The sequence below is a fragment of the Micromonospora sp. NBC_00898 genome (assembly GCF_045207895.1).
Classification (GTDB): domain Bacteria; phylum Actinomycetota; class Actinomycetes; order Mycobacteriales; family Micromonosporaceae; genus Micromonospora.
Genome location: NZ_CP108775.1, coordinates 2,822,641 through 2,848,039, shown reverse-complemented (window position 1 = coordinate 2,848,039; position 25,399 = coordinate 2,822,641). Strand labels below are relative to the sequence as shown.

Here is a 25,399-nt window from a genome sequence, read left to right as displayed (position 1 = left end):
GTCCTAGACAAACCCGATCATCCCAGCTCAGAGGGCACTCTCGTCACATCTCCACGCCGCTTCCGCTCAGTAGTGCACCGATCCAGTCCACGGATCGAGGCTTAGACGGCGCCCCGCCCGGCCGGAGGCAGGGCGGGGCGCCGAGGGAGTCGCGGGTCAGCCGAGGTCGACGGCGGGGTAGAGGGGGAAGGTGGTGAGCAGGTCGCTGGCCTGCTTGCTGACCTTGTCGGCCAGGGCCGGGTCGAGGACGTACTTGGCCTTGGACTCGCCGGACGTGGTCTGCGTGAGCACGGTGTGGATCAGCTCGGCGGTGGCGTCCATCTCGGCCGTGCCGAGGCCCCGGCTGGTCAGCGCCGGGGTGCCGATCCGGATGCCCGAGGTGTACCAGGCGCCGTTCGGGTCCTGCGGGACCGCGTTGCGGTTGGTGACGATGCCGGAGTCGAGCAGCGCCTGCTCGGCCTGCCGGCCGGTCAGGCCGTAGCCGGTCACGTCGATGAGCACCAGGTGGTTGTCGGTGCCACCGGTGACCAGCTTCGCGCCCCGGCGGGTGAGCCCTTCGGCGAGCGCCCGGGCGTTGTCGACGATCCGCTGGGCGTAGTCGGCGAAGTCGGGGCGGCGGGCCTCGGCCAGGGCGACCGCCTTGGCGGCCATCACGTGCGGCAGCGGGCCGCCGAGCACCATCGGGCAGCCCCGGTCGACCTGGTCGGCGAGCTCTGGCCCGCAGAGCACCATGCCGCCGCGCGGGCCGCGCAGCGACTTGTGGGTGGTGGTGGTGACGATGTGCGCGTGCGGCACCGGGTCGAAGTCGCCGGTGAAGACCTTGCCGGCGACCAGGCCGGCGAAGTGCGCCATGTCGACCATGAAGGTGGCGCCCACCGAGTCGGCGATCTCCCGCATGATCCGGAAGTTGACCTTCCGCGGGTACGCAGAGTAGCCGGCCACCAGGATCAGCGGCTTGAACTCGCGGGCCGCCTCGGCGACGTTGTCGTAGTCGATCAGGCCGGTGGCCGGGTCGGTGCCGTAGCTGCGCTGGTCGAACATCTTGCCGGAGATGTTCGGCCGGAAGCCGTGGGTGAGGTGACCGCCGGCGTCCAGCGACATGCCGAGCATCCGCTGGTTGCCCAGCTCGCGGCGCAGCGCGAACCAGTCCGCCTCGGTGAGGTCGTTGACCTGGCGTACCTGGGCCTTCTTCAGCGCGGGGGACTCGACCCGGTCGGCCAGGATCGCCCAGAACGCGACCAGGTTGGCGTCGATGCCGGAGTGCGGCTGCACGTACGCGTGGGCGGCGCCGAACAGCTCCCTCGCGTGTTCGGCGGCGAGCGCCTCGACGGTGTCGACGTTCTGGCAGCCGGCGTAGAAGCGCCGGCCGATGGTGCCCTCGGCGTACTTGTCGCTGAACCAGTTGCCCATGGCCAGCAGGGTGGCCGGAGAGGCGTAGTTCTCGCTCGCGATGAGCTTGAGGGACTCGCGCTGGTCGGCCAGCTCCGCCCCGATGGCGTCGGCCACCCGCGGCTCGACGGCCCGGATCACCTCGAGCGCGCTGCGGAAGGCGGTGGATTCGGCGTTCAGCGACATGCGACCTCCTGGTGACGTGCGGAAGGCCCAGGCGCTCGGCATGCGTCCTCATGACGGGACCGCTTCCCGATGGTTCTCCATCCCCACGCGCCAGTCACGGCCCGCGCCGATCCTACCGGGTCGACCCCGGCCTGCTCTCGTAGGATCGGCTGGTGGGGGAGGACGGGGCGCTGCTCGCCATCAGCGACCTGCACGTCGGGCACGCCGACAACCGGGCGATCGTCGAGGCGCTGCGCCCGGAGTCACCGCGGGACTGGCTGCTGGTGGCCGGCGACGTCGGCGACACCGTGGCCCAGGTGGAGTGGGCGCTCGACCTGCTCAGCCGGCGCTTCGCCACGGTGGTCTGGGCACCGGGCAACCACGAGCTCTGGACGCCGCCGGCCGACCCGGTCCAGCTCCGCGGTGTCGCGCGCTACCGCCACCTGGTCGACCTCTGCCGCCAGCTCGGCGTGCTCACCCCGGAGGACCCGTACCCGGTGTGGCGCGGTCCGGCCGGGCCCGCGCTGGTGGCGCCGCTCTTCCTGCTCTACGACCACAGCTGGCGCCCGGACGGCCTGGACACCCCGGAGGCGGCGCTGGCCGAGGCGTACCGGACCGGGGTGGTCTGCACCGACGAGTTCCTGCTGCATCCCGACCCGTACCCGAGCCGGGCGGCCTGGTGCGCGGACCGGGTGGCGACGACGGCGGCCCGGCTCGCCGCGCGCGACCCGGCGCTGCCGACGGTGCTGGTCAACCACTTCCCGCTGGTCCGCGACCCGACCCGGATCCTGCGTCACCCGATCTTCGCGCAGTGGTGCGGCACCGAGGCGACCGCCGACTGGCACCGGCGCTTCGCCGCCGCCGCGGTGGTCTACGGCCACCTGCACATCCCCCGGACGACCTGGCACGACGGGGTGCGGTTCGAGGAGGTGTCGGTGGGCTACCCGCGTGAGTGGCGGCAGCGGTCGGCGCCGGCGGGCACCCCGCGCCGCATTCTGCCCGCGCCGGAGGGGACGCCGCCGACGGCCTGGTGAACACTCGCCGGGGCCCGACCGGCGGCCGGGCCCCGGGGGAGTCGCGGGGGTCAAGCGGTGGCGGCGTCGACCTGGCTCTTGCGGGCCTTCGGGTCGTCGAGGGTGCGCGGGGCGTCCTTGCGCATTGCGATCATCCGCTCGCCGATCTCCTGGAGCTGGTTGCGGCCGAGCGCCTCCCGCACCTTGGGGAACCACTCCTGCTCCTCCTCCCCGACGTGGTGCTCGACGTTCTCGATCAGCACCGTGGTCTTGGCGATGAAGCGTTCGTCGGACGCGTTCATGGCGGCCAGCTCGGCGCAGAGCAGATCCGCCACGTGGTGTTCCTCGTACGACTCGAGGATGTCGTCCTCCAGGTCCGGTACCTCCTAGGGTCTGGGCTGAGGCCTGAACCCCTACCCCGGCATGAGCTGGAAAAACGGATGGGCCCGGCGATGTTCCGCCGGGCCCCACCACTGGTCGTGCCGTGCTTGCTACTTCACCACGTTGTACGCGTCCACCATGCCGGCGCCGTAGAACCCGTTGCGCTCCCCGCCGGAGCAGGTCGCGTCGTAGGCGTGCGGGCCGGTCGAAATCAGCGGCACCGGGTTGTAGACGCCCTCCGGGCAGGACTGCGCCACCGCCGTGGTCCCGAGGAATGCCGCCAGCTGGCCGGGGGTCATCCCCGGGTGCGCCGACAGCGCCAGCGCCGCGACGCCGGTGGCGTGCGGGCCGGACATCGAGGTGCCCTGCTTGTAGCCCCACCCGTTGGTCCGGGTGACGGTGTTGAAGGTCGTCGACAGGATGCCGTCGGTGAGGGTCGACTTCACGCCCTGCGTACGGAACCGGGTGTCACCACCCGGGGCCGTCACGTCGATGACGCCCTGGCCGTACGAGGAGTAGTAGCTCTTCGCACCGGTCGGGCCGACCGCCCCGACGGTCACCACGCCCGGAGCCTCCGCGGGGAGGTCCATGCAGGCGTTGGTGAGGTTCTCCCGCGCCTCCGGCGTCCCGTCGTCCGGGCTGCCGTAGTCGGAGAGCTTGTGCGCCAGGTCGTAGTTCGAGTTGCCGGCGGACGCCACGTTGAGCACGCCCTGGCTGTTCGAGTAACGGATGGCGCGCTGCACGGCCTGCCACACCGGACGCTGACGGGCGTCGTTGCGGCAGTTCAGCTCCCACGGGTCGATGTAGTAGCTGTTGTTGGTGACCCGCATGCCGTGCGTGGCGGCCCACATGAACCCGCAGACCGCGGCCTCCGGGTAGATGTAGCCGGCGTCGTTGACCACCTTGACGGCGGCGACCTTGACGCCCGGCGCGATGCCGGTCACGCCGACGCCGTTGATGGCGGCGGCGATGGTGCCGGCGACGTGGGTGCCGTGGTCGCTGGTGGTCGGGTTCCACGCCGCTTCGGTGGTGTCGACGACACCGCCCAGGCAGGACGTGGACTTGTCCTTGGCGATCTGGGTCGCCAGGTCGGGGTGGGTGCTGGAGATGCCGCTGTCCAGCACGCCGACGACGACGTTCGGGCTGCCGGTGGTGACCGCGTGGGCCTGCGGGACGTGGATCATGTCCATGTCCCACTGGTTGGCGTACTCGGGCTCGTTGGTCGGGTCGCCGGTGGCGCTGGCGACGTCGGCCGCGGAGACCTCGACGGTCTCGCCCTCGTCGAGGGCGGTGCCCAGCCCGGCGGTGGACGCGACCGACTCGACGCCCGCCCCCGCCACCTGCGTGGCGAAGTCCGGGTTGGTCGACCGGACGACGAGCACGCCGATCTGGTCGTAGTTGGCCACCACGGTGCCCTTGGCGGCCGCCACGCGGGCGGCGGCCTTGTTGGTGTTGGCGCCCTGCGGGGCGAGGACCAGGAACGTGGTGTCCGTTCCGGCGGCCGCCGCCGGTGCCAGTCCGCCGGTGACGGCGAGACCGACGCCGAGCGTCACGACGGACGCGGCGGCCAGTGTCTTGCGACGGAGGTTCTTCACACAGACTCCCAGGGGGCCGTTCCGGCCGGGTCGCACTCCCTGGCGGGGAGCGGACCGGCGGGAAGCGGGCCGGCTGCCCGCTTCCGAGGGTTCAGCGTAGGGAGGCAATGTGTTGTTACACACACCCGAACGGACGAACAACAACCGTCAGACGGTGGCCAACGTGTGGGGGATCTCGTCGAGCAGCTCACGGGCCAGGAAGCCGATCCGGCCGTAGCGGGGGACCAGCCGTTGGCCGCTCACCGCGTGCGCCCAGTCCCGCAGCAGCGCGGGGGTGATGACCAGGGTTTCAGACCGGTTCGGCATGGACTTCGTCCTCCCTGGTCGATCGCGCGCCCTGCTGGTGCAGGTGGGCGACGTCGTTGAACCCGTCCGGGCTCAGCCGGCCGTCGGCGTCGGCGGACCAGCCGGTGATCGAGCAGTTCGCGATGACGTGCTCCCGGGTGAGCGCCATCAGCTCCGCCTCGGTGAGCCCCTCCACCAGGTAGCGCAGCAGGAAGACCAGCGCGTCGTGGCCGAACAGCAGCACCCGTCGCCCCTCGTGGTCACGGCGCAGGTCGCCGAGGAGGGCGCGCAGCCGCAGCGCCACGTCCGTCCACGACTCGCCGCCCGGCGGGCGGTAGTAGAACTTGCCCAGCCGGGCCCGGCGGTCCGCCTCCGCCGGGAACCGCCGGCGCACCCCCGGCCCGGTCAGCCCGTCGAGGATGCCGAGTTCCCGGTCGCGCAGCCGCTCGTCCCGGCTGACCGGGATGCCGGTGCCGGCGAGGGCCAGCTCGGCCGTCTGCACCGCGCGCAGGTACGGCGACACCACCGCCACGTCGGGCCGGCGCGCCGCGGGCAGGCCGGCCAGCCAGCGGCCGGTGGCCCGGGCCTGCTCCTCCCCGGTGGCCGACAGCGGTACGTCCGCGTCCCGGTGGGTCAGGTCGATCAGCTCGGCCCCCGACGCCTCCGCCGCGGTCGCCGCGACGTTCGCCGTGCTCTCGCCGTGCCGCGCGATCCAGAGCGTTGCCAGTTCCGCCATGGCGCACCCGGTACCCGGGCGCCGTGCCGGGTAACCGCTCCGGCCGACGGCCGGCCCCTGCCGGCCGGGCGTGAACGCGCCGACGCCGGGTAAGCGCGGGGCTGCACGCGAAGCCGACACATGGGGAGGTGTGCCGTGGCCACGATGGTCAGGCAACCGGTCAGTCCGGTCAAGGACAAGAACTACGACCTGATCCACGCGGTCCAGATGTCGCTGAAGCACATCTGGCAGATGGAGACGTACATCGCGGACGCGGAGGATCGGGGCGATACCGAACTGGCCACCTGGTTCCGCAAGATCCAGGAGAACAACCGCAAGGCCGGCGAGCAGGGCAAGAAGATGCTCATGGAGCGGATGCAGCGCGAGAACGGCTGACCCTGAGCGCGGTGGCCGGGTGGGTTTCGCGCTCACCCGGCCACGCCGCCGTGGCCGGGTGACGGCGCGGCGAGTCCCCGCGCGGCGTGGACGGGCGTCGTACGGTGTGGGGCGTGGCGACCACGGCGGCCGAGGAGATTCGGGTGGGGGAGCGGCTGGTCCGCGTCTCCAGCCCCGACAAGCCGTACTTCCCGGAGCGCGGACTGACCAAGCTGGACGTGGTCCGCTACTTCCTCGCCGTCGGCGACGGCATCCTGCGGGCGCTGCGGGATCGTCCGACCATGCTGGAGCGCTGGCCGCGCGGCGTGTTCGAGGGGGCGAAGATCGCCACCCGGCAGACCAACCGGGGCGACGCCTTCTATCAGAAGCGGCTGCCGGCGGGCGCGCCCGACTGGGTGCGCACCGCGCACCTCACCTTCCCCAGCGGGCGGACCGCCGACGAGGTGGCCCCGAGCGAGCTGGCGGTGGTGATCTGGGCGGCGAACCTCGGCACCCTGCGGTTCCACCCGTGGCCGGTCTCGGCGACCGACGTGGACCACCCCGACCAGCTGCGCATCGACCTGGACCCGATGCCGGGCGTCGACTTCGCGCAGGTGGTCCCGGTCGCGCGCGAGGTGCGGGCGTTCCTCGACGAGCTGGGGCTGGTCGGCTACCCGAAGACCACCGGCGGGCGGGGCCTGCACGTCTACCTGTCGATCGAGCCGAGGTGGAGCTTCGGCGAGTGCCGGCGGGCGGTGCTGGCGCTGGGCCGGGAGATGCAGCGCCGGCTGCCCGACCTGGTCACCACCACCTGGTGGCGGGAGCAGCGGGACCGGCCGGTCTTCGTGGACTACAACCAGATGGCCCGGGACCACACCATGACCTCGGCGTACTCGATCCGACCCACGCCGGCGGCGCTGGTCTCCGCGCCGCTGGACTGGGCGGAGCTGGACGACGCGCGCCCGGAGGACTTCGACGTGCTCAGCACGCCGGGCCGGTTCGCCGAGCGGGGCGATCCGCACGCGGGCCTGGACGGGCGCCGCTTCTCCCTGGAACCGCTGCTGGAGCTGGCCGACCGGGAAGGGCTGGCCGCCCCGCCGGAGCGTTGAGCCTCACTGCCACGGGCTCTGCGTGCCGGCGAACTCCTCGAAGACCAGCCAGGTCCGGGTCGACAGCACCCCGGCGATGCTCTGCACCCGGTCCAGCACCACGTCCCGCAGGGTGGCGTTGTCCGGCGCCCGGACCAGCGCGAGCACGTCGTGCTCGCCGCTGAGCAGCGCGACGTGCTCGACGTAGCGGACCTGGGCCAGCTCGGCGGAGACCTCCCGCCAGGTGTTCTGCTCGATGGTCAGCGCGATGTACGCCGACGTGCCCAGCCCGGCCGGCTCCGGCGCGACCAGCGCCCGGAACCCGGTGACCACCCCGTCCCGCAGCAGCCGCTCCACCCGGGCGTACGCGTTGGTCCGCGAGACGTGCACCCGTTCGGCCAGCGTACGGATGGAGAGGCGGCCGTCGCGGACCAGCTCGTCGAGGATCCGCCGGTCCACCTCGTCGAGCGGCCCGGCCGAACGTCCCGTTCCGCCCGCCCCGCCCGGTGTCGGGGTGAGCTCCTGGCTCATGAATCGCTCCTTGGCTCGCCATTCGTCCCACGTTCACCGGGGATCTTGAGTCAATCATCCAACAGCAGGAGCATAGGGCCACCACACGTCCAGGAGGTCCCCGCCGTGACGACCACACCCCAGGCGGTCCGCAGGGCATCCCCGCGCACCCGCCGGCCGGCCACCCCGGCCGCACCCGACCCGACGGCCGGCCTGCTGCCGACGACCGAGCCGGTCCGACTGCTGAACCCCGACGGCACCCCGCTGCCGGCCCGTGACGACTACCCCGAGCCGCCCGTCGAGGCGCTCCGCGAGATGTACCGGCGGATGGTCGTCGGCCGCCGCTTCGACGTCCAGGCCACCGCGCTGACCAAGCAGGGCCGGCTCGCCGTCTACCCGTCCTCGCGCGGGCAGGAGGCCTGCCAGGTCGGCGGCGTGCTCGCCGTCCGCGACACCGACTGGGTCTTCCCCACCTACCGCGAGTCGATGGCGCTGACCGCCCGCGGCATCGACCCGGTCGAGGTGCTCACCCTGCTGCGCGGCGACTGGCACTGCGGGTACGACCCGACACGGGTGCACACCGCGCCGCAGTGCACCCCGCTCGCCACCCAGTGCGTGCACGCCGCCGGGCTCGCCTACGGCGAGTCGTACCAGGGCCGGGACACCGTCGCGCTGGCCTTCATCGGCGACGGCGCCACCAGCGAGGGCGACTTCCACGAGGGGGTCAACTTCGCCGCCGTGTTCAAGGCCCCGGTCGTGTACTTCGTGCAGAACAACAAGTACGCGATCAGCGTGCCGCTGTCCCGGCAGACCGCCGCGCCGAGCCTCGCGTACAAGGGCGTCGGCTACGGCGTGCCCAGCGAGCAGGTCGACGGCAACGACCCGGTGGCCGTCCTGGCGGTGCTCACCCGCGCGGTCGAGCACGCCCGCGCAGGCTTGGGGCCGTACCTGGTGGAGGCGCACACCTACCGGATGGAGGCGCACACCAACGCCGACGACGCCAGCCGCTACCGGGACCCGGACGAGGTGGAGGCGTGGCGCGACCGGGACCCGGTGGCCCGCCTGGAGACCTACCTGCGGGCCCGCGGCGTGCTCGACGACGCCGCCGTCGCGGCTATCGCCGAGGAGGCCGAGGCGTACGCCGCGGACCTGCGCGAGCGGATGAACGCCCAGCCCACCGTCGACCCGCTCAGCCTCTTCGACCACGTCTACGCCGAGCCGACCCCGCAGCTGGTCGAGCAGCGCGAGCAGGTCCGCGCCGAGCTGGCCGCCGCCCGCGACTCCGAGGGGGACGCCTGATGGCCACCATGACCATGGCGAAGGCGCTCAACGCCGCGCTCGCCGACGCGATGCTCGACGACGACCGGGTGGTCGTCTTCGGCGAGGACGTCGGGCAGCTCGGCGGGGTCTTCCGGATCACCGACGGGCTGCAGGCCCGGTTCGGCGACAAGCGCTGCTTCGACACCCCGCTCGCCGAGGCCGGCATCGTCGGCTTCGCGGTCGGCCTGGCGATGTCCGGGCTGCGCCCGGTGGTCGAGATGCAGTTCGACGCGTTCGCGTACCCGGCGTTCGAGCAGATCGCCTCGCACGTGGCGAAGCTGCGCAACCGCACCCGCGGCGCGCTCAGCGTGCCGATCGTCATCCGGGTGCCGTACGCCGGCGGGATCGGCGGCGTGGAGCACCACTGCGACTCCTCCGAGGCGTACTACGCGCACACCCCCGGGCTGAAGGTGGTCACCCCGGCCACGGTCGAGGACGCGTACTCGCTGCTGCGCGAGGCGATCGACGACCCGGACCCGGTCGTGTTCATGGAGCCGAAGAAGCTCTACTTCTCCAGCGCCGAGGCGGACCTGCCGGCGCGCACCGCGCCGTTCGGCAAGGCCGTCATCCGCCGTGCCGGTACCGACGCCACCCTGGTCGCGTACGGGCCGGCGGTGCCGGTCGCGCTGGAGGCCGCCGAGGCCGCCCGTGAGGAGGGCTGGGACCTGGAGGTCGTCGACGTGCGCACCATCGTGCCGTTCGACGACGCCACGGTCGCCGCCTCGGTACGGAAGACCGGCCGTTGCGTGGTGATCCAGGAGGCGCAGGGCTTCGCCGGGGTCGGCGCGGAGATCGCCGCCCGGGTGCAGGAGCGCTGCTTCCACGCCCTGCACGCCCCGGTGCTGCGGGTGTCCGGCCTGGACATCCCGTACCCGGCGCCGATGCTGGAGCACACCCACCTGCCCTCGGTGGACCGGGTGCTCGACACCGTGGCCCGGCTGCAGTGGGACGACCAGCCCGACCCGCGCTGGCTGGCGGAAGGCAGCGCGGCATGAGCACGACCGTGGGTACCCGCGACTTCCTCCTGCCCGACCTGGGCGAGGGGCTGAGCGAGGCGGAGATCGTCGAGTGGCGGGTCGCCATCGGCGACGTGGTGACGGTGGACCAGAGCGTGGTCGAGGTGGAGACCGCCAAGGCGGTCGTGGACGTGCCCTGCCCGTACGCCGGGCGGGTCGTCGCGCTGCACGGCGCGCCGGGTGAGGTACGCCCGGTCGGCCAGCCGCTGATCACCATCGCGCCGGTGGACGGCGCCGGCGGCGACGAGCCCGCCGGGCACGCCACCTACCGCGAGGAGGAGCGCGCCGGCTCCGGCAACGTGCTGATCGGGTACGGCACCGGCCACGGCGGCTCCGGCCGGCGCCGCCGCCGGCCCCGCCTGGCCCTCGCGCCGGACGCCGCGACCGGCTCCCCGGCGGCCGGCGGACCCGGACCGGCCTCCGTCCCGGGTCCGGTCGCCACGGCGGTGCCCGCCGACACGAGCACCCCGACGGACGTTACCGGCCCGGCGGCCGACGGCCGTCCGGCCGCGAGCGGGCCCCGGCCGGCCGTCGCCGCGCTGGTCATCTCGCCGATCGTCCGACGGCTCGCCCGGGAGCGTGGGGTCGACCTCACGGCGGTGCACGGCACCGGGCCGGGTGGCGTGATCCGCCGGGCCGACGTGGAGGCCGCCGTGGCCGCCCCCGCCCCCCGGCTGGCCGCCGTGCCGGCCCAGCCGGCCCCGGCCGCGCACGTCGGGCTCGCCGACGGCGACGTGGTCATCCCGCTCACCGGCATCCGCAAGGCCATCGCCGACAAGCTCTCCCGCAGCCGGCGGGAGATCCCCGAGGTGACCATCTGGGTCGACGTGGACGCCACCGGCCTGCTGGCGACCCGGGCGGCGATCAACGCGGCCACCCCGGACGCCCCGGTCAGCATCCTGGCCCTGCTGGCCCGGATCTGCCTCAGCGGGCTGCGGAGGTATCCGCAGCTCAACGCCCACGTCGACACCGAGGGCCAGCGGATCGTCCAGTCCGCGGGGGTGCACCTGGGCATCGCCGCGCAGACCGACCGGGGCCTGCTGGTGCCGGTGCTGCGCGACGCCCAGCGGCTGACCACCCGGGAGCTGGCCGCCGAGCTGGCCGCCACCACCGCCGCCGCCCGGGCCGGCACGCTGGCTCCGGCGCGGCTCACCGGCGGCACCTTCACCCTGAACAACTACGGGGTGTTCGGTGTGGACGGTTCCACGCCGATCATCAACCACCCGGAGGCGGCGCTGCTCGGCGTCGGCCGGATCGTGGACAAGCCCTGGGTGGTCGACGGGCAGCTCGCGGTCCGCAAGGTCACGCAGCTCAGCCTCACCTTCGACCACCGGGTGTGCGACGGCGGGGTGGCCGGCGGCTTCCTGCGGCACGTCGCGGACTGCGTCGAGCAGCCCGCGCTGCTGGTCGCGAACGTCTGACGGCGCGGGGCCGGTCGCTCCTGCGGGCGACCGGCCCGGCTGCCGTCCGTCGGCTGCCCACCTCGGTGTCGCGGCGACCGGTCCCGCGCTGACCGGCCGGCGCGCCCCGCGAGGGCGAGGCGTTCCGCCGTCGTCCGGTCTGTCGCATCCTCTCCCCGTGGCCGTCCGGCGGTGTTAGCCGCCCGGGAGGCCGGGAATCCGAGGCCGTCGTCGCCCGGAGTCCCAGAGGAGCAGCCGTGTCATACCACGAACTGCCGTCCACCGTGCGGAGCCGCCGCCCGGCCGTCGCGGGCGCGCCGCTGTGGTGCGACGCCCGCCAGTACGGCCTCACCGGCGACGGGGTGACCAACGACCAGCCGGCGCTGGCCGCGCTGGTGGACCGGCTCGGCGACGGCTACGCCGCCGACGGGCGGGCGCGGGTGATCTACTGCCCGCCGGGGATCTACTCCGTCCGCGACGCCGGGACCGTCTGGCGCAGCGGGGTGTCGCTGATCGGCGCCGGCCCGGCGGCGACGCGGTTCCTGCTGAGCAACGAGGGCAACCGGGCCGACCCGACGCCGCTGGCCTTCTGGACCACCGTGCAGCACGGCGCGAACCGGGACCGGCACATCGCCGACTGCACCTTCGCCGACTTCGAGATCGACGGTTCGGGGGTGGCGATGGCCGAGTACAGCTACCTTGCCAAGGGGCTGGGCCTGCAGTACGTGGTCCGTGGGATCTTCCGCAACCTCTACATCCACCACACCGCCGCCACCGGGCTGGGCTGCGACTTCCTCCAGGACAGCAGCATCGACGGCGTGGTGGTGATCGGCTGCGGCCGGCTGGACAACGGGGAGGAGTTGGGTGGCGCCGGCATCGGCGTCGGCATCGGCGGCTGGGGGACGATCGAGCGGCTCACCATCACCAACTGCACCACCCTCGGCAACGGCACCAACGGCATCTTCCTGGAGCTGCAGAAGGCGTACTGGCCACCGCCGCGCGGGTACCGGATCGTCGGCTGCCACAGCCAGGGCAACCGGTTCGGCATCTCCGACTGGGGGGTCGACGGCCTGATCGTCACGGCCTGCACGATGACCGGCAACCTGGAGGCCGGCTACGACGTCTCGGCCAACGGCACCGCCGGGGTGGCCGGCCGGGGCGGGCTGCTCACCGACTGCGTGATCGACGGCAACATGGCCGACGGCGTCAGCATGGGCAACACGCCCGGCCCGTACACGGTGCGGGGCAACCGGATCAGCGGCAACGGCCGGTACGGCTATCACGAGCACAACCTCGGCCACGGATACCAGGACCCGGCGCTGGACGTGGTGATCGAGAGCAACGAGTTCTGGGGCAACGGCCTGGACGCGATCCGGGTGGACCGCCCGATGACCGACACCGTGCTGCTCAACAACCGCGTCCGCAACAACGGCCGACAGTGCGCCGGGGCGTACACCGGCGGCGGCGAGACCGTCCGCTACGGCGACACGAAGCTGGTCGACCGGTCGGCGGACTGGCCGCACGACGGCCACCGCGGCAAGGTGCTCCGGGTCGGCAAGAGCACCGCCACGGTCGCCGCGAACACCGGCACCGAACTCACCCTCGCCCCGGTACGCCCCGACGCCTGCACCGCGTGGAGCGGCGACACGCCGCCGCCCGGGACCCCGTACGAGCTGCCGGCCGCGCCGGACACCCGGGCCGGCATCGCCATCAACGCGGCCTTCGACGCGGCGACCGTCCGAGGAAACCGGGTCTGGGACAACCACGACGTGCGGACGCAGACCCACGGGCTGTGGATCACCGACCGGGGCAGCTGGGTGGACTGCCGGGTGGAGGACAACGACTTCGCCGGCAACGCCTCGGCGGCGACCCGGCTGGACACCCCGCCGCTCGGCGGGCGGTGGGACCGCAACCACGGCGACGAGGACTGGGACTGACCGGCCCGGTCCGGCACGTCCGGTACGCCGCCCCCCAGGGCCGCCGATCCCGGACGTCACGCCCGGCCGTCACCTGTCGGGCACACCCGACACCAAATTGCCGCCCCTTCGCCCACCATTTCCCCTAAAAGTGCGACCCGGCCCGAGAAGTGCCGTACAGAATGAGGCCAAGGGGACTGGAAAAGGGGTGCGGAATATGGACGTGAGGCGGCGATTGACGCTATTCGCGGTAACCATCGCAGCCACACCGTTGGTCATTGGCGCCTGCACCGCAGGCCAGCGGGAGGCGGCGAAGCCGGGGCACGGGAAGAAGGCGGCCGCCGGGCCGTCGGTGACCCTGACACCGGCCGACCGGACCAAGGGTGTGCCGATCAGCGCCGAGGTGGGCGCGACGGTCGCGGGCGGGAAGATCACTGCTGTCCGGCTGACCGACGACAAGGGTGCGCAGGTGCCGGCGGAGCCGCGGGAGGACCGGTCGAGCTGGGTGCCGACCCGGCCGTTGAAGAATTCGCGGACGTACACGGCGGAGGTGACCGCGACCGGCGATTCCGGGCGGACCACCACGCAGAAGACGACGTTCACCACGATGGCGAAATCGACCAAGCAGGCCATCACCAGCGTTTTGTATTTCGCCGGTAATCAGACGTACGGGACGGCGATGCCGGTGACCGTCGCGTTCGAGCCCGCAATTCCCAAAGAGGCCAGGGCGGCCGTGCAACGCCGATTGTTCGTGAAGACCGATCCGCCGCAGCCGGGCGCCTGGTCGTGGCTGGACGACGGCAGCCAGGTCTACTACCGGGCCCCCGACTACTGGAAGCCGGGCACCAAGATCAGCGTCCGGACCGGGCTGGAGGGGCTGCCGATCGGCAAGGACGCCGTCGGCGACGCCGACCACACCTCGGTCTCCAAGATCGGCCGGCAGGTCTCGCTCGACATCGACAACGCCACGAAGCAGATGTCGGTCTTCCAGGAAGGCAAGCTGATCAAGAAGATCCCGGTGAGCCTCGGCAAGGCGAGCACGCCGAGCTCCAGCGGCAAGATGGTGATCATGGAGAAGTTCGATCGGACCACCTTCGACACCCGGGGCGACCCGAACGGGGGCTACGTGGTCGACGTCGACGACGCTCAGCGGCTCACCTGGGGCGGGGAGTTCATCCACTCGGCCCCGTGGTCGGAGGGGGAGCAGGGCAACACCAACGTCTCCCACGGGTGCGCCAACGTCTCCGCCACCGCGGCGGACTGGCTGATGGGCATCACCAAGGTCGGCGACCTGGTCACCGTCAAGGGCACCGAGGTGCAGCTGCAGGCGGGCAACGGCTGGACGGCCTGGAACGTGAGCTGGGACGAGTTCGTCAAGGGCAGCGCGCTGCCCGTCCCGGTCGGGCTGAAGCCCACCCCCAGCAGCGTGCCGCACCCGGGCGCGGTGGCCGGCGGCTCGGCGCCCGCGCCGGCCCCCTCCGCCAGCGGGGGCTGATCGACCGGGGAGGAACGACCGGGCCGGCCCGCCACCCTGGTGGCGGGCCGACCCGGTCGTCACGCCGCGTTCAGCCGAGGCCCACCCGGGCCACGCCCGTCGCGGTCAGGCTGCCCAGCCAGAGCCGGTCGCCGTGCTGCCGCACGCCGGTGATCATCGAGTACGCGCCGGTCGGTCCGTGCAGCGTGCGGAGCACCCGCCCCTCGCCGTCGACCAGCGCGACCAGGCCGTACCGGCGGGGCTGCGGCTGCACCACGCCCGGCAGCAGGGCCACCAACTGTCGTACCCGGGGATGCGGCAGCAGCCGCTCCATGATCGGCAGCCGAGGGCTGGGCAGGGCGATCCAGTACGTCCCGTCGCCCACCGCGGCCACGTTGTCCGGGTACGCCGGCAGGTCGGTCAGCACGGTGGCCCGGCCGTCCGGCAGGTCGACCCGGAGCAGCCGGTGGGTGGCCGTCTCCACCAGCATCAGCGCCGACTCGTCCGGGGTGAGGGCGACCCCGTTGGGGAAGTAGAGCCCGCTCGTCACCACCTCGGTCCGCCCGGTCCGCCGGTCGTACGCGAGCACCCGGCCGTTGGGCCGGTGCTCCAGCAGGTCCCGCTTCCAGTGCGACAGCGGGAACCGGTCGCTGGAGTCGGTGAAGTAGATCGTGCCGTCCCGGGCCACCGTGGCGTTGTCGGCGAGGTGCACCGGCGGCGCCGTGCCGGTCAGCTCCTGCACCACGCCGTCCGGGGTGACCCGCAAAAGCCCCCGGTAGGCGTCGCAGACCACGAGGCCGCCGTCGACCGGGTCGAGCTCGATGCCCAGCGGCCGGCCGCCGGTCTCGGCGAGCAGCCGGGGTCGGCTGCCCGCCGGCGCGTGCGCCGGCCACCACCACAACCGGCCGTCCTCGTCCCCGCTGATCACCCGGCCGTCCGGGTCGATCAGCACGTCCTCCGGCCCGTGCGCGCCGTCGGGCAGCGGAAGCAGGTCGGCGTGGTCCAGCCGGAGGTCGGTGGGGGCCCACGGTCCCTCCAGCGGCGGGGGCACGGTGGCCGGCTCGCGGACCGGTCGGATCAGCAGGGGTGGACGCGTGCGGGGAACGACCATCCGGCCATTCTTCCCCGCCGATGTCGTCCGGGGCAGCCCTCGGCGGCGTGTCGTCGAGGGCCGCCCGCGGCGACGGTTCAGCTGACCCGGCGGCGGATCCGCCAGCGGCCGAAGCCGGCCAGCAGCCCACTGAGCGCCAGGTAGATCCCGGACTCCAGCCACTGGAACGTCCAGTAGCGGTGGTTCGGCTGGTACGACAGCCGCACGTGCAGGTCGAGCCGGCCCAGGCAGACCGCCGTGTCGCCGAACGTGCCGGTCGCCCCGGTGCGCGGCGGGTCCCGGAAGCAGCGGTCGAACCGGTCCGCCGCGAGCGGCCGGCCGTCCGCGGTGCGCAGCTCGCTGACGTCGCTGACCCAGGCATCGGGGACGCTCAGCCCCTTGACCACCGGAGCACCGGTGATGCTGCCCAGCGCCCGTGCCTCGTTGATCGCCTCGGCGGTCATCGGCCGGGAGACCGTGACCGGGGCCATCAGGTGCGGCCGGACCACGTTCGGCATGACGAACTGCACCACGGCGAACACGACCGCGGTCAACGCCATCGCCGGCAGCGTCCGGCGGACCAGCACCCCGACCACCGTGCCGAGGGTGAACGCGAAGGCGGCGTACGCGACCGGCGCGATGTTCCGCGCGCCGAACACGAGGGTGCCGAACCGGTCCCCGGCGAGCCGGTCGACCGGGCTCGCGGCCCAGGTGAGCAGGAGGCTGGCCAGGCCCGCGAGGGCCATCGCGGCCAGCCCGACGACCAGCAGCTTGACGGCGAACCACCGGGTCCGGGTGACGCTCTGGTTCCACACCAGCCGGTGCGTGCCCGCCTCCAGCTCACGGCCGACCAGCGGCGCGCCCCAGAACATGCCGAGCACGGCGGGCACCAGGGCGAGCAGCCCGGCGACGTACAGCAGAGTGTTCTGGTACTCGCCGAGGAACTGGGCGAGGGCGCTTCCGCAGTCACCGCCGGCCCGGCACCGGGACAGGTAGGTGTCCTCGTCGTGCCGGACGGCCAGCCCCAGGCGCACCAGGTACGCGGCGAGCAGGGCCAGCCCGGCCAGGCCGGCGAGGGCCTGGGCCCGGAACTGCCGCCAGGTCAACCGGATCACCGCCGCACCTCCAGGCTCGGCGCCGGCCCGGTCGGGTCGCCGGCCGCGCGGCTCAGGTACGCCAGCACCAGTTCCTCCAGCCCCACCGGCGCCACCGTCCCCGGCAGTGCCGGCGGGACGGTGCCGGTGCGCACCATGATCCGGTCGTAGCCGCCGGCCGACTCCCGCCGGACCGGCTCCACCCCGGCCGGGAGCCGGTCCAGCTCCCCGCGCGACGCGGTCAGCCGGTGGTGGCGGGACAGCAGGTCGGCCACGTCCCCGGCGAGCTGGACCCGGCCGCCGGCCAGCACCACCAGGTGGTCGCACACGCGGGCCACGTCCCCGAGCAGGTGCGAGGAGAGCAGCGCGCTGGCCCCGAGTTCGTCGACGAACTCCAGCAGGTGGTGCAGGAACCCGTCCCGGGCCAGGGGGTCCAGGGCGGCGGCCGGCTCGTCGAGGATCAGCAGCTCGGGACGCTTCGCGGCGGCGACGGTCAGGGCGAGCTGGGCGCGCTGGCCGCCGGAGAGCCCGCCCGCCTTCTGCGACCGGTTCAGCCCGACCTGGGCGATCCGCCGCTCGGCCAGGGCCCGGTCCCAGGACGGGTTGAGCCAGGCCCCCATCCGCAGGTGGTCGGCGACGGTCAGGGACGCGTACACCGGGGTGTCCTGGGCGACGTAGCCGACCCGGGCCAGGTGGGCCGCGTCGGCGGCGGGGCGGGAGCCGAGCACCCGCAGGGTGCCCTCGGTGGGGGTGATCAGCCCGCAGGCGAGCTGGAGCAGCGTGGACTTGCCGGCACCGTTCGGCCCGACCAGGCCGATCACCCGGCCGCGCGGGATCCGCAGGTCGCAGTGCGACAGCGCGACCCGGTTGCCGTACCGCTTGGTCAGACCCTCGGCGTGCAGCACCGGTGGGGAGTTCTCGTCGGTCATGCCCCGAGCCTTCGCCACCGGGGGACGCCCGCCATCGGTCCACGGCACGGTTCCCGGCCGCCGCGACCGTACTTTTGACCGGTTCGACCCGCGCCGCGATTCCCTAGCCTGGGCGGCATGGGAGATCCGGACCGGTGGGGCGTGGCGACCGACGTCGGGCTCGGGCTCGGCTGCGCCGCCGCGATCGCCGTCCAGGCGGCGGCGCTCGCGGGCAGCTGGGGCGGGACGTACTGGGTGTTCGACTGTGCGGTCGGCGTGGTGGTCACGCTGCTCGCCCTGGTCCGGCGGCGGCATCGGGGGTGGACGGCGGCCGTGGGCCTGGTGGTCGCGGCGGTCGCCGTCCTCGTCGCCGACCTGGCCGGGCTGCCGCACGAGCCGGGTCCGGCCACCGCGCTGCCGCTGGCCGTGGTGGTCGCCTCGGCGGTCGGTGCGCTGCCGCTCCGCCCGGCCGCGGCGATCGCCACCGGCGGCCTCGCCGTGGTGGTGGCCGCGATGGTCTCCGCCGGCCCGACCGCGGTGCCCGTCTGGAACGCGGTGGCCTGGCTGGTCGCCGTCGCGGCCGGCGCCGCGCTGCGGCTGCTCGACGCCCGCCGCCGGGCCACCGCCGAGCAGGTACGCCGGGACGAGCGCCTGGAGCTGGCCCGGGAACTGCACGACGTGGTCGCCCACCACATCACCGGCATCGTCGTCCAGGCCCAGGCCGCGCAACTGGTCAGCGGAGGGCAGCCGGAGCGGGCGCGGCAGTCCCTGGCCGGCATCGAGTCGGCCGGCTCCGACGCGCTCGCGGCGATGCGACGCCTGGTCGGGATCCTGCGGGACAGCGCAGACGCGGCCCCGGCCTCGGCCGGCCCGGAACAGCTCGCCGAGCTGGTCGCCCGCTTCGAGCGGCAGGGCGTGACCGTGCGGCTGGCCGTTCCGGACGACGATCCGGGCTGGCCGCCGGAGGTGACCGCGACCGTCTACCGGGTCGTCCGGGAGGCGCTGACCAACGTGGCCCGGCACGCGCCCGGCGCGGGCACGGTGACGGTCACGGTGGCCGACCGGGCCGGTACGGTGACCGTCGAGGTCGTCGACGACGGCCCGGCCGCGCCGACCCGGCATCCCCGGCGGCACGGCTACGGTCTGGTCGGGATGCGGGAGCGCGTCGAGGCCCTCGGCGGGACACTCGCCGCCGTCCCCCGCCCGGGCGGCGGCTGGTCGGTCTCGGCCGTCCTGCCCGCGTCGACCAGGGAGCGTCGTTGACCATCCGGGTGCTGCTCGCCGACGACCAGGCGATGGTCCGGGGTGGCCTGCGGATGATCCTGGAGGACCAGCCCGACATCGAGGTGGTGGCCGAGGCCGTCGACGGGGTCGACGCGGTGGAGCAGGCCCGGCGGCTGCGCCCCGACGTCTGTGTGGTCGACATCCGGATGCCCCGGCTCGACGGTCTCCAGGTCACCCGGGCGCTGGCCGGGCCGGGCGTGGCCGACCCGCTGCGCGTCGTCGTGGTGACCACCTTCGACCTGGACGAGTACGTCTACGGCGCGCTGCGGGGCGGCGCGGTCGGGTTCATCCTCAAGGACGCCGGTCCGACCCTGCTGGTGGAGGCGGTACGCGCCGCCGACAACGGCGACGCGCTGGTCTCACCCTCGCTGACCTTGCGGCTGCTGCGGCATCTGAACCCGCCCGCGCCCCCGGCCGACGGGCGGTTCCGCCCGGCGCTGTCCCACCGGGAGACCGAGGTGGTCCGGGCGATCGCGCGCGGCCGGACCAACCAGGAGATCGCGGCCGAGCTGTTCATCTCGCTGAGCACGGTGAAGAGTCACCTCTCCGGGATCCAGCGCAAGTTGGGCGCGCGCAACCGGGTGGAGATCGCCGCGTGGGCCTGGGAGAACCGCCTCGGGGAGAGCGGCTGAGGGATCACCCGGAGGCCCTCGGGGTCGCACCCGGGACCTTCCCGGATCCCGCGTTCCGAGCGGCCGGAAGTGTCGGTGCCGCGGGATAGGTTCGTCGACATGAGGCAGCACAGCGACCGGTTCCACGTGGAGATCGACGTGGCCGACCACGTGGTGGACGTCCGGGCGGTCGGCGAGATCGACATCGCCACCGTGGGGTCGTTCCGGGCGGCGCTCTGGGACGCCCCAGCGCGGCCGGTGCTGCGGGTGGACCTGTCCGGCGTGCGGGTGCTCTCCGCGGCCGGGGTGCGCGCCCTGGTCGCCGCGCACCTGCGGGCCCGCGCCCGCGGCGGCGAGCTGGTGCTGGTCGACCCGGACCCGGTGGTGACCCGGGTGCTGCGGGCCACCGGGCTGCACCGGGTCGTGCGGGTGGTGGCCGGTTCGGCGCCCGCCGGCTGGGAACCGGCGGCCGCGCGCGAGCTGGTCGCGGCCTGACCGGCCCCGGCACGCCAGGGCCGCCGGCGGTACCGCCGACGGCCCTGGGTAAGTCCGGACGGGTCAGCGGACGCCGAGCAGGTCGACCACGAAGACCAGGGTCTCGTTCGGCTTGATGACCCCGCCGGCGCCCCGGCTGCCGTAGCCCAGGTGCGGCGGGATGGTCAGCCGGCGACGGCCGCCGACCTTCATGCCCACCACGCCCTGGTCCCAGCCGGCGATGACCTGGCCGCCGCCGAGCGGAAACTCGAAGGTCTCGCCGCGGTTCCACGACGCGTCGAACTCGCGGCCCGTCGAGTGGGCCACCCCGACGTAGTGCACGCTGGCCAGCTGACCCGGCTGGGCCTCCTGGCCCTCGCCGACGGTGATGTCCTCGATGACGAGATCGGCGGGCGGCGCGCCCTCGATCGGGCCTACCTCGGGCTTGTCCATTCGCAAATCTCCTACCTCGGCGGGTGATGTGTCCGTTCCCGGTCGATCCTGCCGGATCGCGGCCCGCCGATACGCGGCGGTCCCCGACGCGGGGTGCGCCGGGGACCGGTGGGCGTACGAGATGGCGGGCGTCACCGCCGGTGACGCCCGCCCTGTGGGGTTACTGTCGGTTTCCTTCACTTCACTTGAGCCAGTCGAACCGGCGGACGATGGGGAGCTTCGCCCAGGCCCGGCCGAGCCCGAGGGTGTTGCCGGCGCCGACCAGGGCCAGCGCGGCGAGCAGACCCGCGTAGATCAGGTGGTCGTCCATGAACGGGTTGTTCTCGGGGGGCAGCACGACCGTCCACATCATGACCAGCAGGATCCCGCCGGCGACCGCGGCGATCCGGGTGCCGATGCCGAGCAGCAGGGCGACACCGAGGGCCGCGAGGCCGATCATGAACAGCCAGTCCGCCCAGGCCGCGCCCGCGATGTCGTTGTAGAGACCCTTGAACGGGCCGGCGGCCCCGAAGGTGAGGAAGCCCTTGGTGGGGCTGCCCCCGTTGATCCAGGCGTTCTTCGCGGCGGTCTCGTGACCGAGGCCGAACATCTTGTCCAGGAAGGCCCAGAGGAAGGTCCAGCCCAGCGCGATCCGGAGACCGGCGAAGACGTACCGGGCGGCCTTCTGGCCGGTGGTCTCGACGTCACGGGTGGTCCCGGCCGCCGGAGCGATGGTGTTGGCGGTGATCCGCTCGATTGTCGCGGTCATGGTTTCCACGTCCCTTCTGGTGCCTCGCACCGCGCTTCCCGGTGGCACCTTCATTCCACCTCCGTCCGGGCATCGCGAGCAGGGCCGACCGGGCCGCTCCTGACCGGGACCTTGGTCCCCTGTCCGCCCGGTCCGGACGGCCTTCCCGGTCCGGGCCAGCGCCTCTGACCGGGGCCGTCGCCGCGGTCCTACCGTCGCTGGTGGGAGTACCGGACCGAGGAGGCCGTGATGCGTACGTGGCAGGTGGGCGACGTGATGACCAGGGACGTCGCGACGGTCGGGGCGGAGACCCCGTACCGGCAGATCGTCGACGTGCTGATCCGGCGGGGCATCAGTGCCGTGCCGGTGGTGGACGGCTTCCGCCGGGTGCTGGGGGTGGTGTCCGAGGCCGACCTGCTGCACAAGGTGGAGCGGGCCGGGCACCCGGACGAGCGGCGGGTCTTCGAGGGGCGGCGCCGGCGTACCGCCCGGGAGAAGGCGGACGCGCTGCTGGCCGCGGATCTGATGACCGCGCCGGCGGTGACCACCGTCCCGGGGTCAGCGCTCCCGGCGGCGGCCCGACTGATGGACCGCGAGGCGGTCAAGCGGCTCCCGGTGCTGGACGACCTCGGTCGGCTGGTCGGCATCGTGACCCGCAGCGACCTGCTGCGGGTGCACCTGCGCAGCGACGCGGAGATCCGGGAGGACGTGGTGCAGGAGGTGCTGCGCCGGGTGCTCGCCGTGCGGGACGGCCTGGTGACCGTCCAGGTCCGCGACGGCGCGGTCACCCTGGACGGCCGGCTGGACCGGCGGTCCGCCGTCGACCTCGCCGGCCGGCTCGCCGCGCAGGTGAGCGGCGTGGTCACCGTGCACAACGCGATCGGGTACGACGTGGACGACACCACCCCGGTCGAGCTGGACCCGGTGCACCCGACCCCGATCGCCTGACCGTCGCCCTGCTGCGGGCCCCGCCCCCGTCCGGGGTCGGGGCCCGCGGTCGCGGAACTGGCCGCCCCGGACGGGGGCGGCCAGTTCCCGGTACGCCGGTCAGCCCCGCAGGGCCGGCTCGGTGGACGTACGCGTCGTCGGCGCGGGCACCGGCACGACCACGACCGGGCAGTTCGCCTTGCGGACGCACTCCTCGCTCACCGACCCGAGCACCGTGTGCCGCAGCCGGCTGTGCCCGTGACTGCCGAGCACCAGCAGGTCGGCGGTGCGCGCGGCGGCGGTGAGCACGTCCGCCGCCGGCCCCTCGACCACCTCGCCGGCCACCGGGCAGGCCGCTCCCTTGCGGAGGAACAGCCCGCGGATCTCGTCGTCGAGCAGCGTACGGGCGCGCTGCTCCTCATCGACCGGACCGGTAGCCTGCGTCATCGGTCCCACCTCGATCCGGTCCCACCGCCACGCGGCCACGGCCTGCACCGCGCCGCCGCGGACCGCCGCCTCGTCGGCCGCCCAGTCCAGCGCCCGCCGGCCACCGTCGGAGCCGTCGACGCCCACCACGATCAGACGATTGCTCTCCATCGCTGCGCTCCTCTCCTCCTGCCCGCAGTCCACACCGCCCGGCCGCAGGCGAACAGGCGCGAAGGGCCCGGCAGGGTGGGGTCGTTCGCCCCGGTTCAGCCCGCGTCGTCGAGCTGGGCGGCGAGCAGCGCGGGCGCCTCGGCGAGGGACGGGCCGTACCAGGTCAGGTGCCGGCCGGAGACCAGCGCGCAGGGCACGCCGGGAAAGGACTCCGGTCCGTCGTCGGCGGTGAACCGGTACGGCTCGTCCGGCAGCACCACCAGCTCCGGCCGGCGCTTCTTCATCTCGGCCAGGTCGGGGCGGGGGTAGCGCTCGGCGTGCTCGGCGTACAGGTTGGCCACGCCGAGCCGGCGCAGCACGTCACCGGCGAACGTGCCGCTGCCGAGCACCACCCACGGCCGGCGCCACACCGGCACCACCGCCCGGCGGAGCTCCCCGGGCTCGGGCAGGGCGGACCAGGCCCGGCGGGCCGCCACGAGCCAGTCCGGCTCGGTGGTCACCCCCAGCGCGCCGGCCAGCCCGGCCAGCTCGGTCAGCGCCTCGGGCACGGTACGCGGGAAGGTGACCCGTACCGGTACGCCGGCCGCGACCAGGGCGTCGGCGTCGGCCCGACGGTTCTCCTCCTCGTTGAGCAGCACCAGGTCTGGCCGGAGCGCGAGCACCCGGGCCAGGTCCGGGTACTTGCTGCCACCGACCCGGGTGACCTCCAGTCCGGCGGGGTGGGTGCACCAGTCGGTCGCCCCGACCAGCACCTCGGGGCGGGTCAACGCCACCGCCTCGGTCAGCGACGGCACCAGGGACACCACCCGCACGTCCGCTCCTCTCCGCCGCCGACTGACCCCGATCATGCCCCACGGCACCCGGACGCTCGTCGCGCCGGCCAACGGCTACCCGTCGAGCAGCGCGGTGACGTCCAGGTGGGCGGGGCGGCAGTCGACCGTCGCGGCGTACCGGCGGACGGCGGCGTCGACGTGTGCGCGGACGGCGGCGGTGCGGGCGCGCGGGTCGAGGTGCACCTCCACCCAGAAGTCGGGCCGCCCCGTCGGGCCGGTGAGCACCACCCGGGCCCGCCGTACGCCAGGTTCCCGGAGCAGGTCCCGCTCCAGCGCGCCGGTCAGCACCCCGCTGTCCACCCGGGTCCGCCCACCCCCGTCGCCGTGCACCAGGGTGCCCGCCAGCCGGCCCGGCACCCGCAGCTCCCGGGCGAGCAGCCGCTGGCCGAGCAGGGCCAGCAGCACCCCGCCGACCACCACCGCCAGGGCGCTCCACGGCGCGCCGGCCCGCCACCAGCCCAGCAGGCCCGCGCCGAGCAGCGGAGTGTCGGCGCCCGGCAGCCGGCCCAGGCTCACCGCCAGGCCGGTGCCGCCCAGAGCGGTCAGCAGCAGGGCGACGACCGTCCAGAGCAGCCGGTGCGCGGCGTTGCTCATGCCGGCCGCCGGGCGGGAACCAGCCGGACCTCGACCCGGCCGCGCGTCGGCGCGGCCAACCGGTCCAGCTCCCGGCGCACGGCGAACTCGACGTCGGAGCGGGCCGCCGGATCGCCGGTGGCGGTCACCCGGGGCCGCCAGGCGTCCCCACGCCGGCGGATCCGCACCCGGGCCCGCCGTACGCTCGGCACCGAGCGGACCGCGCGGGCCAGGCGTCGTTCGACCGAACGCCGGTGCAGGTGCCAGCCGTCGTTCCCGTCGAGCCGCAGCCGGGTCGGCCGCCACCGGCGCAGCTCGGCGGCGAGGACGACCAGGCCGAGCAGGGTGACGGCGGCGGCCACGCTCCGGGCCGGGGCGTCCTGCCAGCGGGTGCCGGTCAGGGCGGCGTGGCCGCGGGGGAGCAGCAGGCCGGGGCGGCCGAGCGCCGCGAGCGCCGCCTCCACCGCGACGAGGACACCGCCGGTGAGCAGGGTGACGGCGAGCAGCAGAGTGGCAACCCGGTTGACGGTCCGCACGTCAGCCTCCGCTCCCCGGCGGCGTGCTGCCGTGCCCCTCCGGCAGGAGCAGGTCCACCACGGTGACGGTGACGGCGGCCACGGCCAGGCCGGTGTGCGCCTCGACCTCGGCGGTCACCCGGCGGCGTACCGCCTCGGCGACCGTCGGAAGGTGCTCGCCGTGGTCGACGGCGAGGTCGAGGTCGACGCGGGCGGCTCGGCCGTCGGCGCGGACGGTCGCCGCCGGGGCGGAGACCCCCCGGACGTACCGGGCGGCGTCCTCGGCGAGCCGGGCGATCCGCTCCTCGGGCCAGCGGTCCGGGGTGGCGGGAGGCGCGGCGCGGCGCTCTTCGGGCCGGTGGTCCGGGGTGGTAGGGCCGGCGGGCGCGGTGCGGCCGCGGCGGGGCAGGGTGCCGGTCATCGGGGCTCCGTCAGCGCCGGCGTGGTGGGGCGGCCCGGTCGGCGAGCCCGGCCACGGTGACCTCGCCGTCGAGGACCCGGACCAGGAGCCAGCCCACGAGGCCGGCCAGGGTCGCGGCCGCGGCGGCGCCCGGCCCGCCGAGCGCCCAGACCGCCACCAGGAGGAATCCGGCGAGGAATCCGAACTGCTGCCGCGTCATGTCCACCTCCGCTCGCGCCGGTCGGCTCATGTGCGCGGCGTACCCGGCACC

29 protein-coding genes and 1 riboswitch are annotated in these 25,399 nt (G+C 74.2%); of the genes, 12 read left to right on the top strand and 17 right to left on the bottom strand.

Annotated elements, in window-relative coordinates:
- Positions 1-156: 156 nt before the first annotated feature.
- Positions 157-1,575 carry a glycine hydroxymethyltransferase gene (locus OG799_RS13955; protein ID WP_406045457.1) on the bottom strand — a complete coding sequence of 473 codons (1,419 nt, stop codon included), beginning with the start codon at positions 1,573-1,575 and terminating at the stop codon, positions 157-159.
- 18 nt (positions 1,576-1,593) lie between these two features.
- Positions 1,594-1,683, bottom strand: a riboswitch (ZMP/ZTP riboswitch).
- 41 nt (positions 1,684-1,724) lie between these two features.
- On the opposite strand from OG799_RS13955, the gene OG799_RS13950 reads away from it, so the two are divergent.
- Complete coding sequence (locus tag OG799_RS13950) at positions 1,725-2,588, top strand: metallophosphoesterase family protein (protein ID WP_406046284.1); 864 nt, start codon at positions 1,725-1,727, stop codon at positions 2,586-2,588.
- Between the two features lie 50 nt (positions 2,589-2,638).
- On the opposite strand, the gene OG799_RS13945 is transcribed toward OG799_RS13950, so the two are convergent.
- The 4 genes from OG799_RS13945 to OG799_RS13930 form a co-directional block, all read right to left on the bottom strand.
- Positions 2,639-2,902, bottom strand: coding sequence for a hypothetical protein (locus OG799_RS13945; RefSeq protein ID WP_406045456.1), 264 nt, complete (start codon positions 2,900-2,902; stop codon positions 2,639-2,641).
- Between the two features lie 156 nt (positions 2,903-3,058).
- Entirely contained in the window at positions 3,059-4,543 is a 1,485-nt protein-coding gene (locus tag OG799_RS13940; protein ID WP_406045455.1) for a S8 family peptidase, read from the bottom strand.
- Positions 4,544-4,690: 147 nt separating this feature from the next.
- Complete coding sequence (locus OG799_RS13935; protein WP_406045454.1) at positions 4,691-4,849, bottom strand: hypothetical protein; 159 nt, start codon at positions 4,847-4,849, stop codon at positions 4,691-4,693.
- Positions 4,833-5,564, bottom strand: a complete 732-nt coding sequence (locus tag OG799_RS13930) for a histidine phosphatase family protein (RefSeq protein WP_406045453.1) — start codon at positions 5,562-5,564, stop codon at positions 4,833-4,835. Before OG799_RS13930 ends, OG799_RS13935 begins: the two co-directional genes overlap by 17 nt.
- 144 nt (positions 5,565-5,708) lie before the next feature.
- On the opposite strand from OG799_RS13930, the gene OG799_RS13925 reads away from it, so the two are divergent.
- Both OG799_RS13925 and OG799_RS13920 read left to right on the top strand, forming a co-directional pair.
- Positions 5,709-5,939: a hypothetical protein gene (locus OG799_RS13925; protein ID WP_406046283.1), complete on the top strand. Its 231-nt coding sequence runs from the start codon at positions 5,709-5,711 to the stop codon at positions 5,937-5,939.
- A 104-nt stretch (positions 5,940-6,043) separates the two neighbouring features.
- A complete protein-coding gene (locus tag OG799_RS13920; RefSeq protein WP_406046282.1) occupies positions 6,044-7,027 on the top strand; it encodes a DNA polymerase domain-containing protein in 984 nt (327 codons plus the stop codon).
- A gap of 3 nt (positions 7,028-7,030) precedes the next feature.
- Here the strand turns inward: OG799_RS13920 and OG799_RS13915 are convergent, their stop codons facing one another.
- Positions 7,031-7,537, bottom strand: a complete 507-nt coding sequence (locus tag OG799_RS13915; protein WP_406045452.1) for an Lrp/AsnC family transcriptional regulator — start codon at positions 7,535-7,537, stop codon at positions 7,031-7,033.
- A gap of 72 nt (positions 7,538-7,609) precedes the next feature.
- On the opposite strand from OG799_RS13915, the gene pdhA reads away from it, so the two are divergent.
- From pdhA to OG799_RS13890, 5 genes are all read left to right on the top strand, one after another.
- A complete protein-coding gene (pdhA, locus tag OG799_RS13910) occupies positions 7,610-8,815 on the top strand; it encodes a pyruvate dehydrogenase (acetyl-transferring) E1 component subunit alpha (protein ID WP_406046281.1) in 1,206 nt (401 codons plus the stop codon).
- The gene (locus tag OG799_RS13905; RefSeq protein ID WP_406045451.1) at positions 8,815-9,831 is read left to right on the top strand and encodes an alpha-ketoacid dehydrogenase subunit beta; all 1,017 of its coding nucleotides are present in this window, start codon (positions 8,815-8,817) and stop codon (positions 9,829-9,831) included. The genes pdhA and OG799_RS13905 overlap by 1 nt, the downstream gene beginning before the upstream one ends.
- Entirely contained in the window at positions 9,828-11,273 is a 1,446-nt protein-coding gene (locus tag OG799_RS13900) for a dihydrolipoamide acetyltransferase family protein (protein ID WP_406045450.1), read from the top strand. Before OG799_RS13905 ends, OG799_RS13900 begins: the two co-directional genes overlap by 4 nt.
- 236 nt (positions 11,274-11,509) lie before the next feature.
- Complete coding sequence (locus OG799_RS13895; protein WP_406045449.1) at positions 11,510-13,189, top strand: right-handed parallel beta-helix repeat-containing protein; 1,680 nt, start codon at positions 11,510-11,512, stop codon at positions 13,187-13,189.
- Between the two features lie 196 nt (positions 13,190-13,385).
- The gene (locus OG799_RS13890) at positions 13,386-14,663 is read left to right on the top strand and encodes an Ig-like domain-containing protein (RefSeq protein ID WP_406045448.1); all 1,278 of its coding nucleotides are present in this window, start codon (positions 13,386-13,388) and stop codon (positions 14,661-14,663) included.
- Positions 14,664-14,733: 70 nt separating this feature from the next.
- Here OG799_RS13890 and OG799_RS13885 read toward each other — a convergent pair whose 3' ends face one another.
- The 3 genes from OG799_RS13885 to OG799_RS13875 form a co-directional block, all read right to left on the bottom strand.
- Positions 14,734-15,753, bottom strand: coding sequence for an SMP-30/gluconolactonase/LRE family protein (locus OG799_RS13885; protein WP_406045447.1), 1,020 nt, complete (start codon positions 15,751-15,753; stop codon positions 14,734-14,736).
- Between the two features lie 77 nt (positions 15,754-15,830).
- The gene (locus OG799_RS13880; RefSeq protein WP_406045445.1) at positions 15,831-16,847 is read right to left on the bottom strand and encodes an ABC transporter permease subunit; all 1,017 of its coding nucleotides are present in this window, start codon (positions 16,845-16,847) and stop codon (positions 15,831-15,833) included.
- Positions 16,844-17,755, bottom strand: coding sequence for an ABC transporter ATP-binding protein (locus tag OG799_RS13875; RefSeq protein ID WP_406045444.1), 912 nt, complete (start codon positions 17,753-17,755; stop codon positions 16,844-16,846). Before OG799_RS13875 ends, OG799_RS13880 begins: the two co-directional genes overlap by 4 nt.
- Positions 17,756-17,872: 117 nt before the next feature.
- Between OG799_RS13875 and OG799_RS13870 the strand changes: the two genes are divergently transcribed.
- The 3 genes from OG799_RS13870 to OG799_RS13860 all read left to right on the top strand — a co-directional run bounded on the left by OG799_RS13870 (position 17,873) and on the right by OG799_RS13860 (position 20,124).
- Positions 17,873-18,997: a sensor histidine kinase gene (locus tag OG799_RS13870; protein ID WP_406045443.1), complete on the top strand. Its 1,125-nt coding sequence runs from the start codon at positions 17,873-17,875 to the stop codon at positions 18,995-18,997.
- The gene (locus OG799_RS13865; RefSeq protein WP_406045442.1) at positions 18,994-19,650 is read left to right on the top strand and encodes a response regulator; all 657 of its coding nucleotides are present in this window, start codon (positions 18,994-18,996) and stop codon (positions 19,648-19,650) included. Before OG799_RS13870 ends, OG799_RS13865 begins: the two co-directional genes overlap by 4 nt.
- Before the next feature lie 99 nt (positions 19,651-19,749).
- The gene (locus OG799_RS13860; RefSeq protein ID WP_406045441.1) at positions 19,750-20,124 is read left to right on the top strand and encodes an STAS domain-containing protein; all 375 of its coding nucleotides are present in this window, start codon (positions 19,750-19,752) and stop codon (positions 20,122-20,124) included.
- A gap of 63 nt (positions 20,125-20,187) precedes the next feature.
- Here the strand turns inward: OG799_RS13860 and OG799_RS13855 are convergent, their stop codons facing one another.
- A complete protein-coding gene (locus OG799_RS13855; RefSeq protein ID WP_406045440.1) occupies positions 20,188-20,556 on the bottom strand; it encodes an FKBP-type peptidyl-prolyl cis-trans isomerase in 369 nt (122 codons plus the stop codon).
- Positions 20,557-20,737: 181 nt separating this feature from the next.
- Positions 20,738-21,313: a hypothetical protein gene (locus OG799_RS13850; protein ID WP_406045439.1), complete on the bottom strand. Its 576-nt coding sequence runs from the start codon at positions 21,311-21,313 to the stop codon at positions 20,738-20,740.
- A gap of 219 nt (positions 21,314-21,532) precedes the next feature.
- Between OG799_RS13850 and OG799_RS13845 the strand changes: the two genes are divergently transcribed.
- The gene (locus OG799_RS13845; RefSeq protein ID WP_406045438.1) at positions 21,533-22,231 is read left to right on the top strand and encodes a CBS domain-containing protein; all 699 of its coding nucleotides are present in this window, start codon (positions 21,533-21,535) and stop codon (positions 22,229-22,231) included.
- Positions 22,232-22,330: 99 nt separating this feature from the next.
- On the opposite strand, the gene OG799_RS13840 is transcribed toward OG799_RS13845, so the two are convergent.
- From OG799_RS13840 to OG799_RS13815, 6 genes are all read right to left on the bottom strand, one after another.
- Positions 22,331-22,807, bottom strand: coding sequence for a universal stress protein (locus OG799_RS13840; RefSeq protein ID WP_406045437.1), 477 nt, complete (start codon positions 22,805-22,807; stop codon positions 22,331-22,333).
- A 95-nt stretch (positions 22,808-22,902) separates the two neighbouring features.
- On the bottom strand, positions 22,903-23,619 hold the full coding sequence (locus tag OG799_RS13835; RefSeq protein WP_406045436.1) for a helical backbone metal receptor: 717 nt from the start codon (positions 23,617-23,619) through the stop codon (positions 22,903-22,905).
- 75 nt (positions 23,620-23,694) lie between these two features.
- The gene (locus tag OG799_RS13830; protein ID WP_406045435.1) at positions 23,695-24,234 is read right to left on the bottom strand and encodes a hypothetical protein; all 540 of its coding nucleotides are present in this window, start codon (positions 24,232-24,234) and stop codon (positions 23,695-23,697) included.
- Positions 24,231-24,749: a hypothetical protein gene (locus OG799_RS13825; protein WP_406045434.1), complete on the bottom strand. Its 519-nt coding sequence runs from the start codon at positions 24,747-24,749 to the stop codon at positions 24,231-24,233. Before OG799_RS13825 ends, OG799_RS13830 begins: the two co-directional genes overlap by 4 nt.
- A 1-nt stretch (position 24,750) precedes the next feature.
- On the bottom strand, positions 24,751-25,149 hold the full coding sequence (locus OG799_RS13820; protein WP_406045433.1) for an Asp23/Gls24 family envelope stress response protein: 399 nt from the start codon (positions 25,147-25,149) through the stop codon (positions 24,751-24,753).
- A 10-nt stretch (positions 25,150-25,159) separates the two neighbouring features.
- Positions 25,160-25,348: a hypothetical protein gene (locus tag OG799_RS13815; protein ID WP_406045432.1), complete on the bottom strand. Its 189-nt coding sequence runs from the start codon at positions 25,346-25,348 to the stop codon at positions 25,160-25,162.
- Positions 25,349-25,399 lie beyond the last annotated feature (51 nt).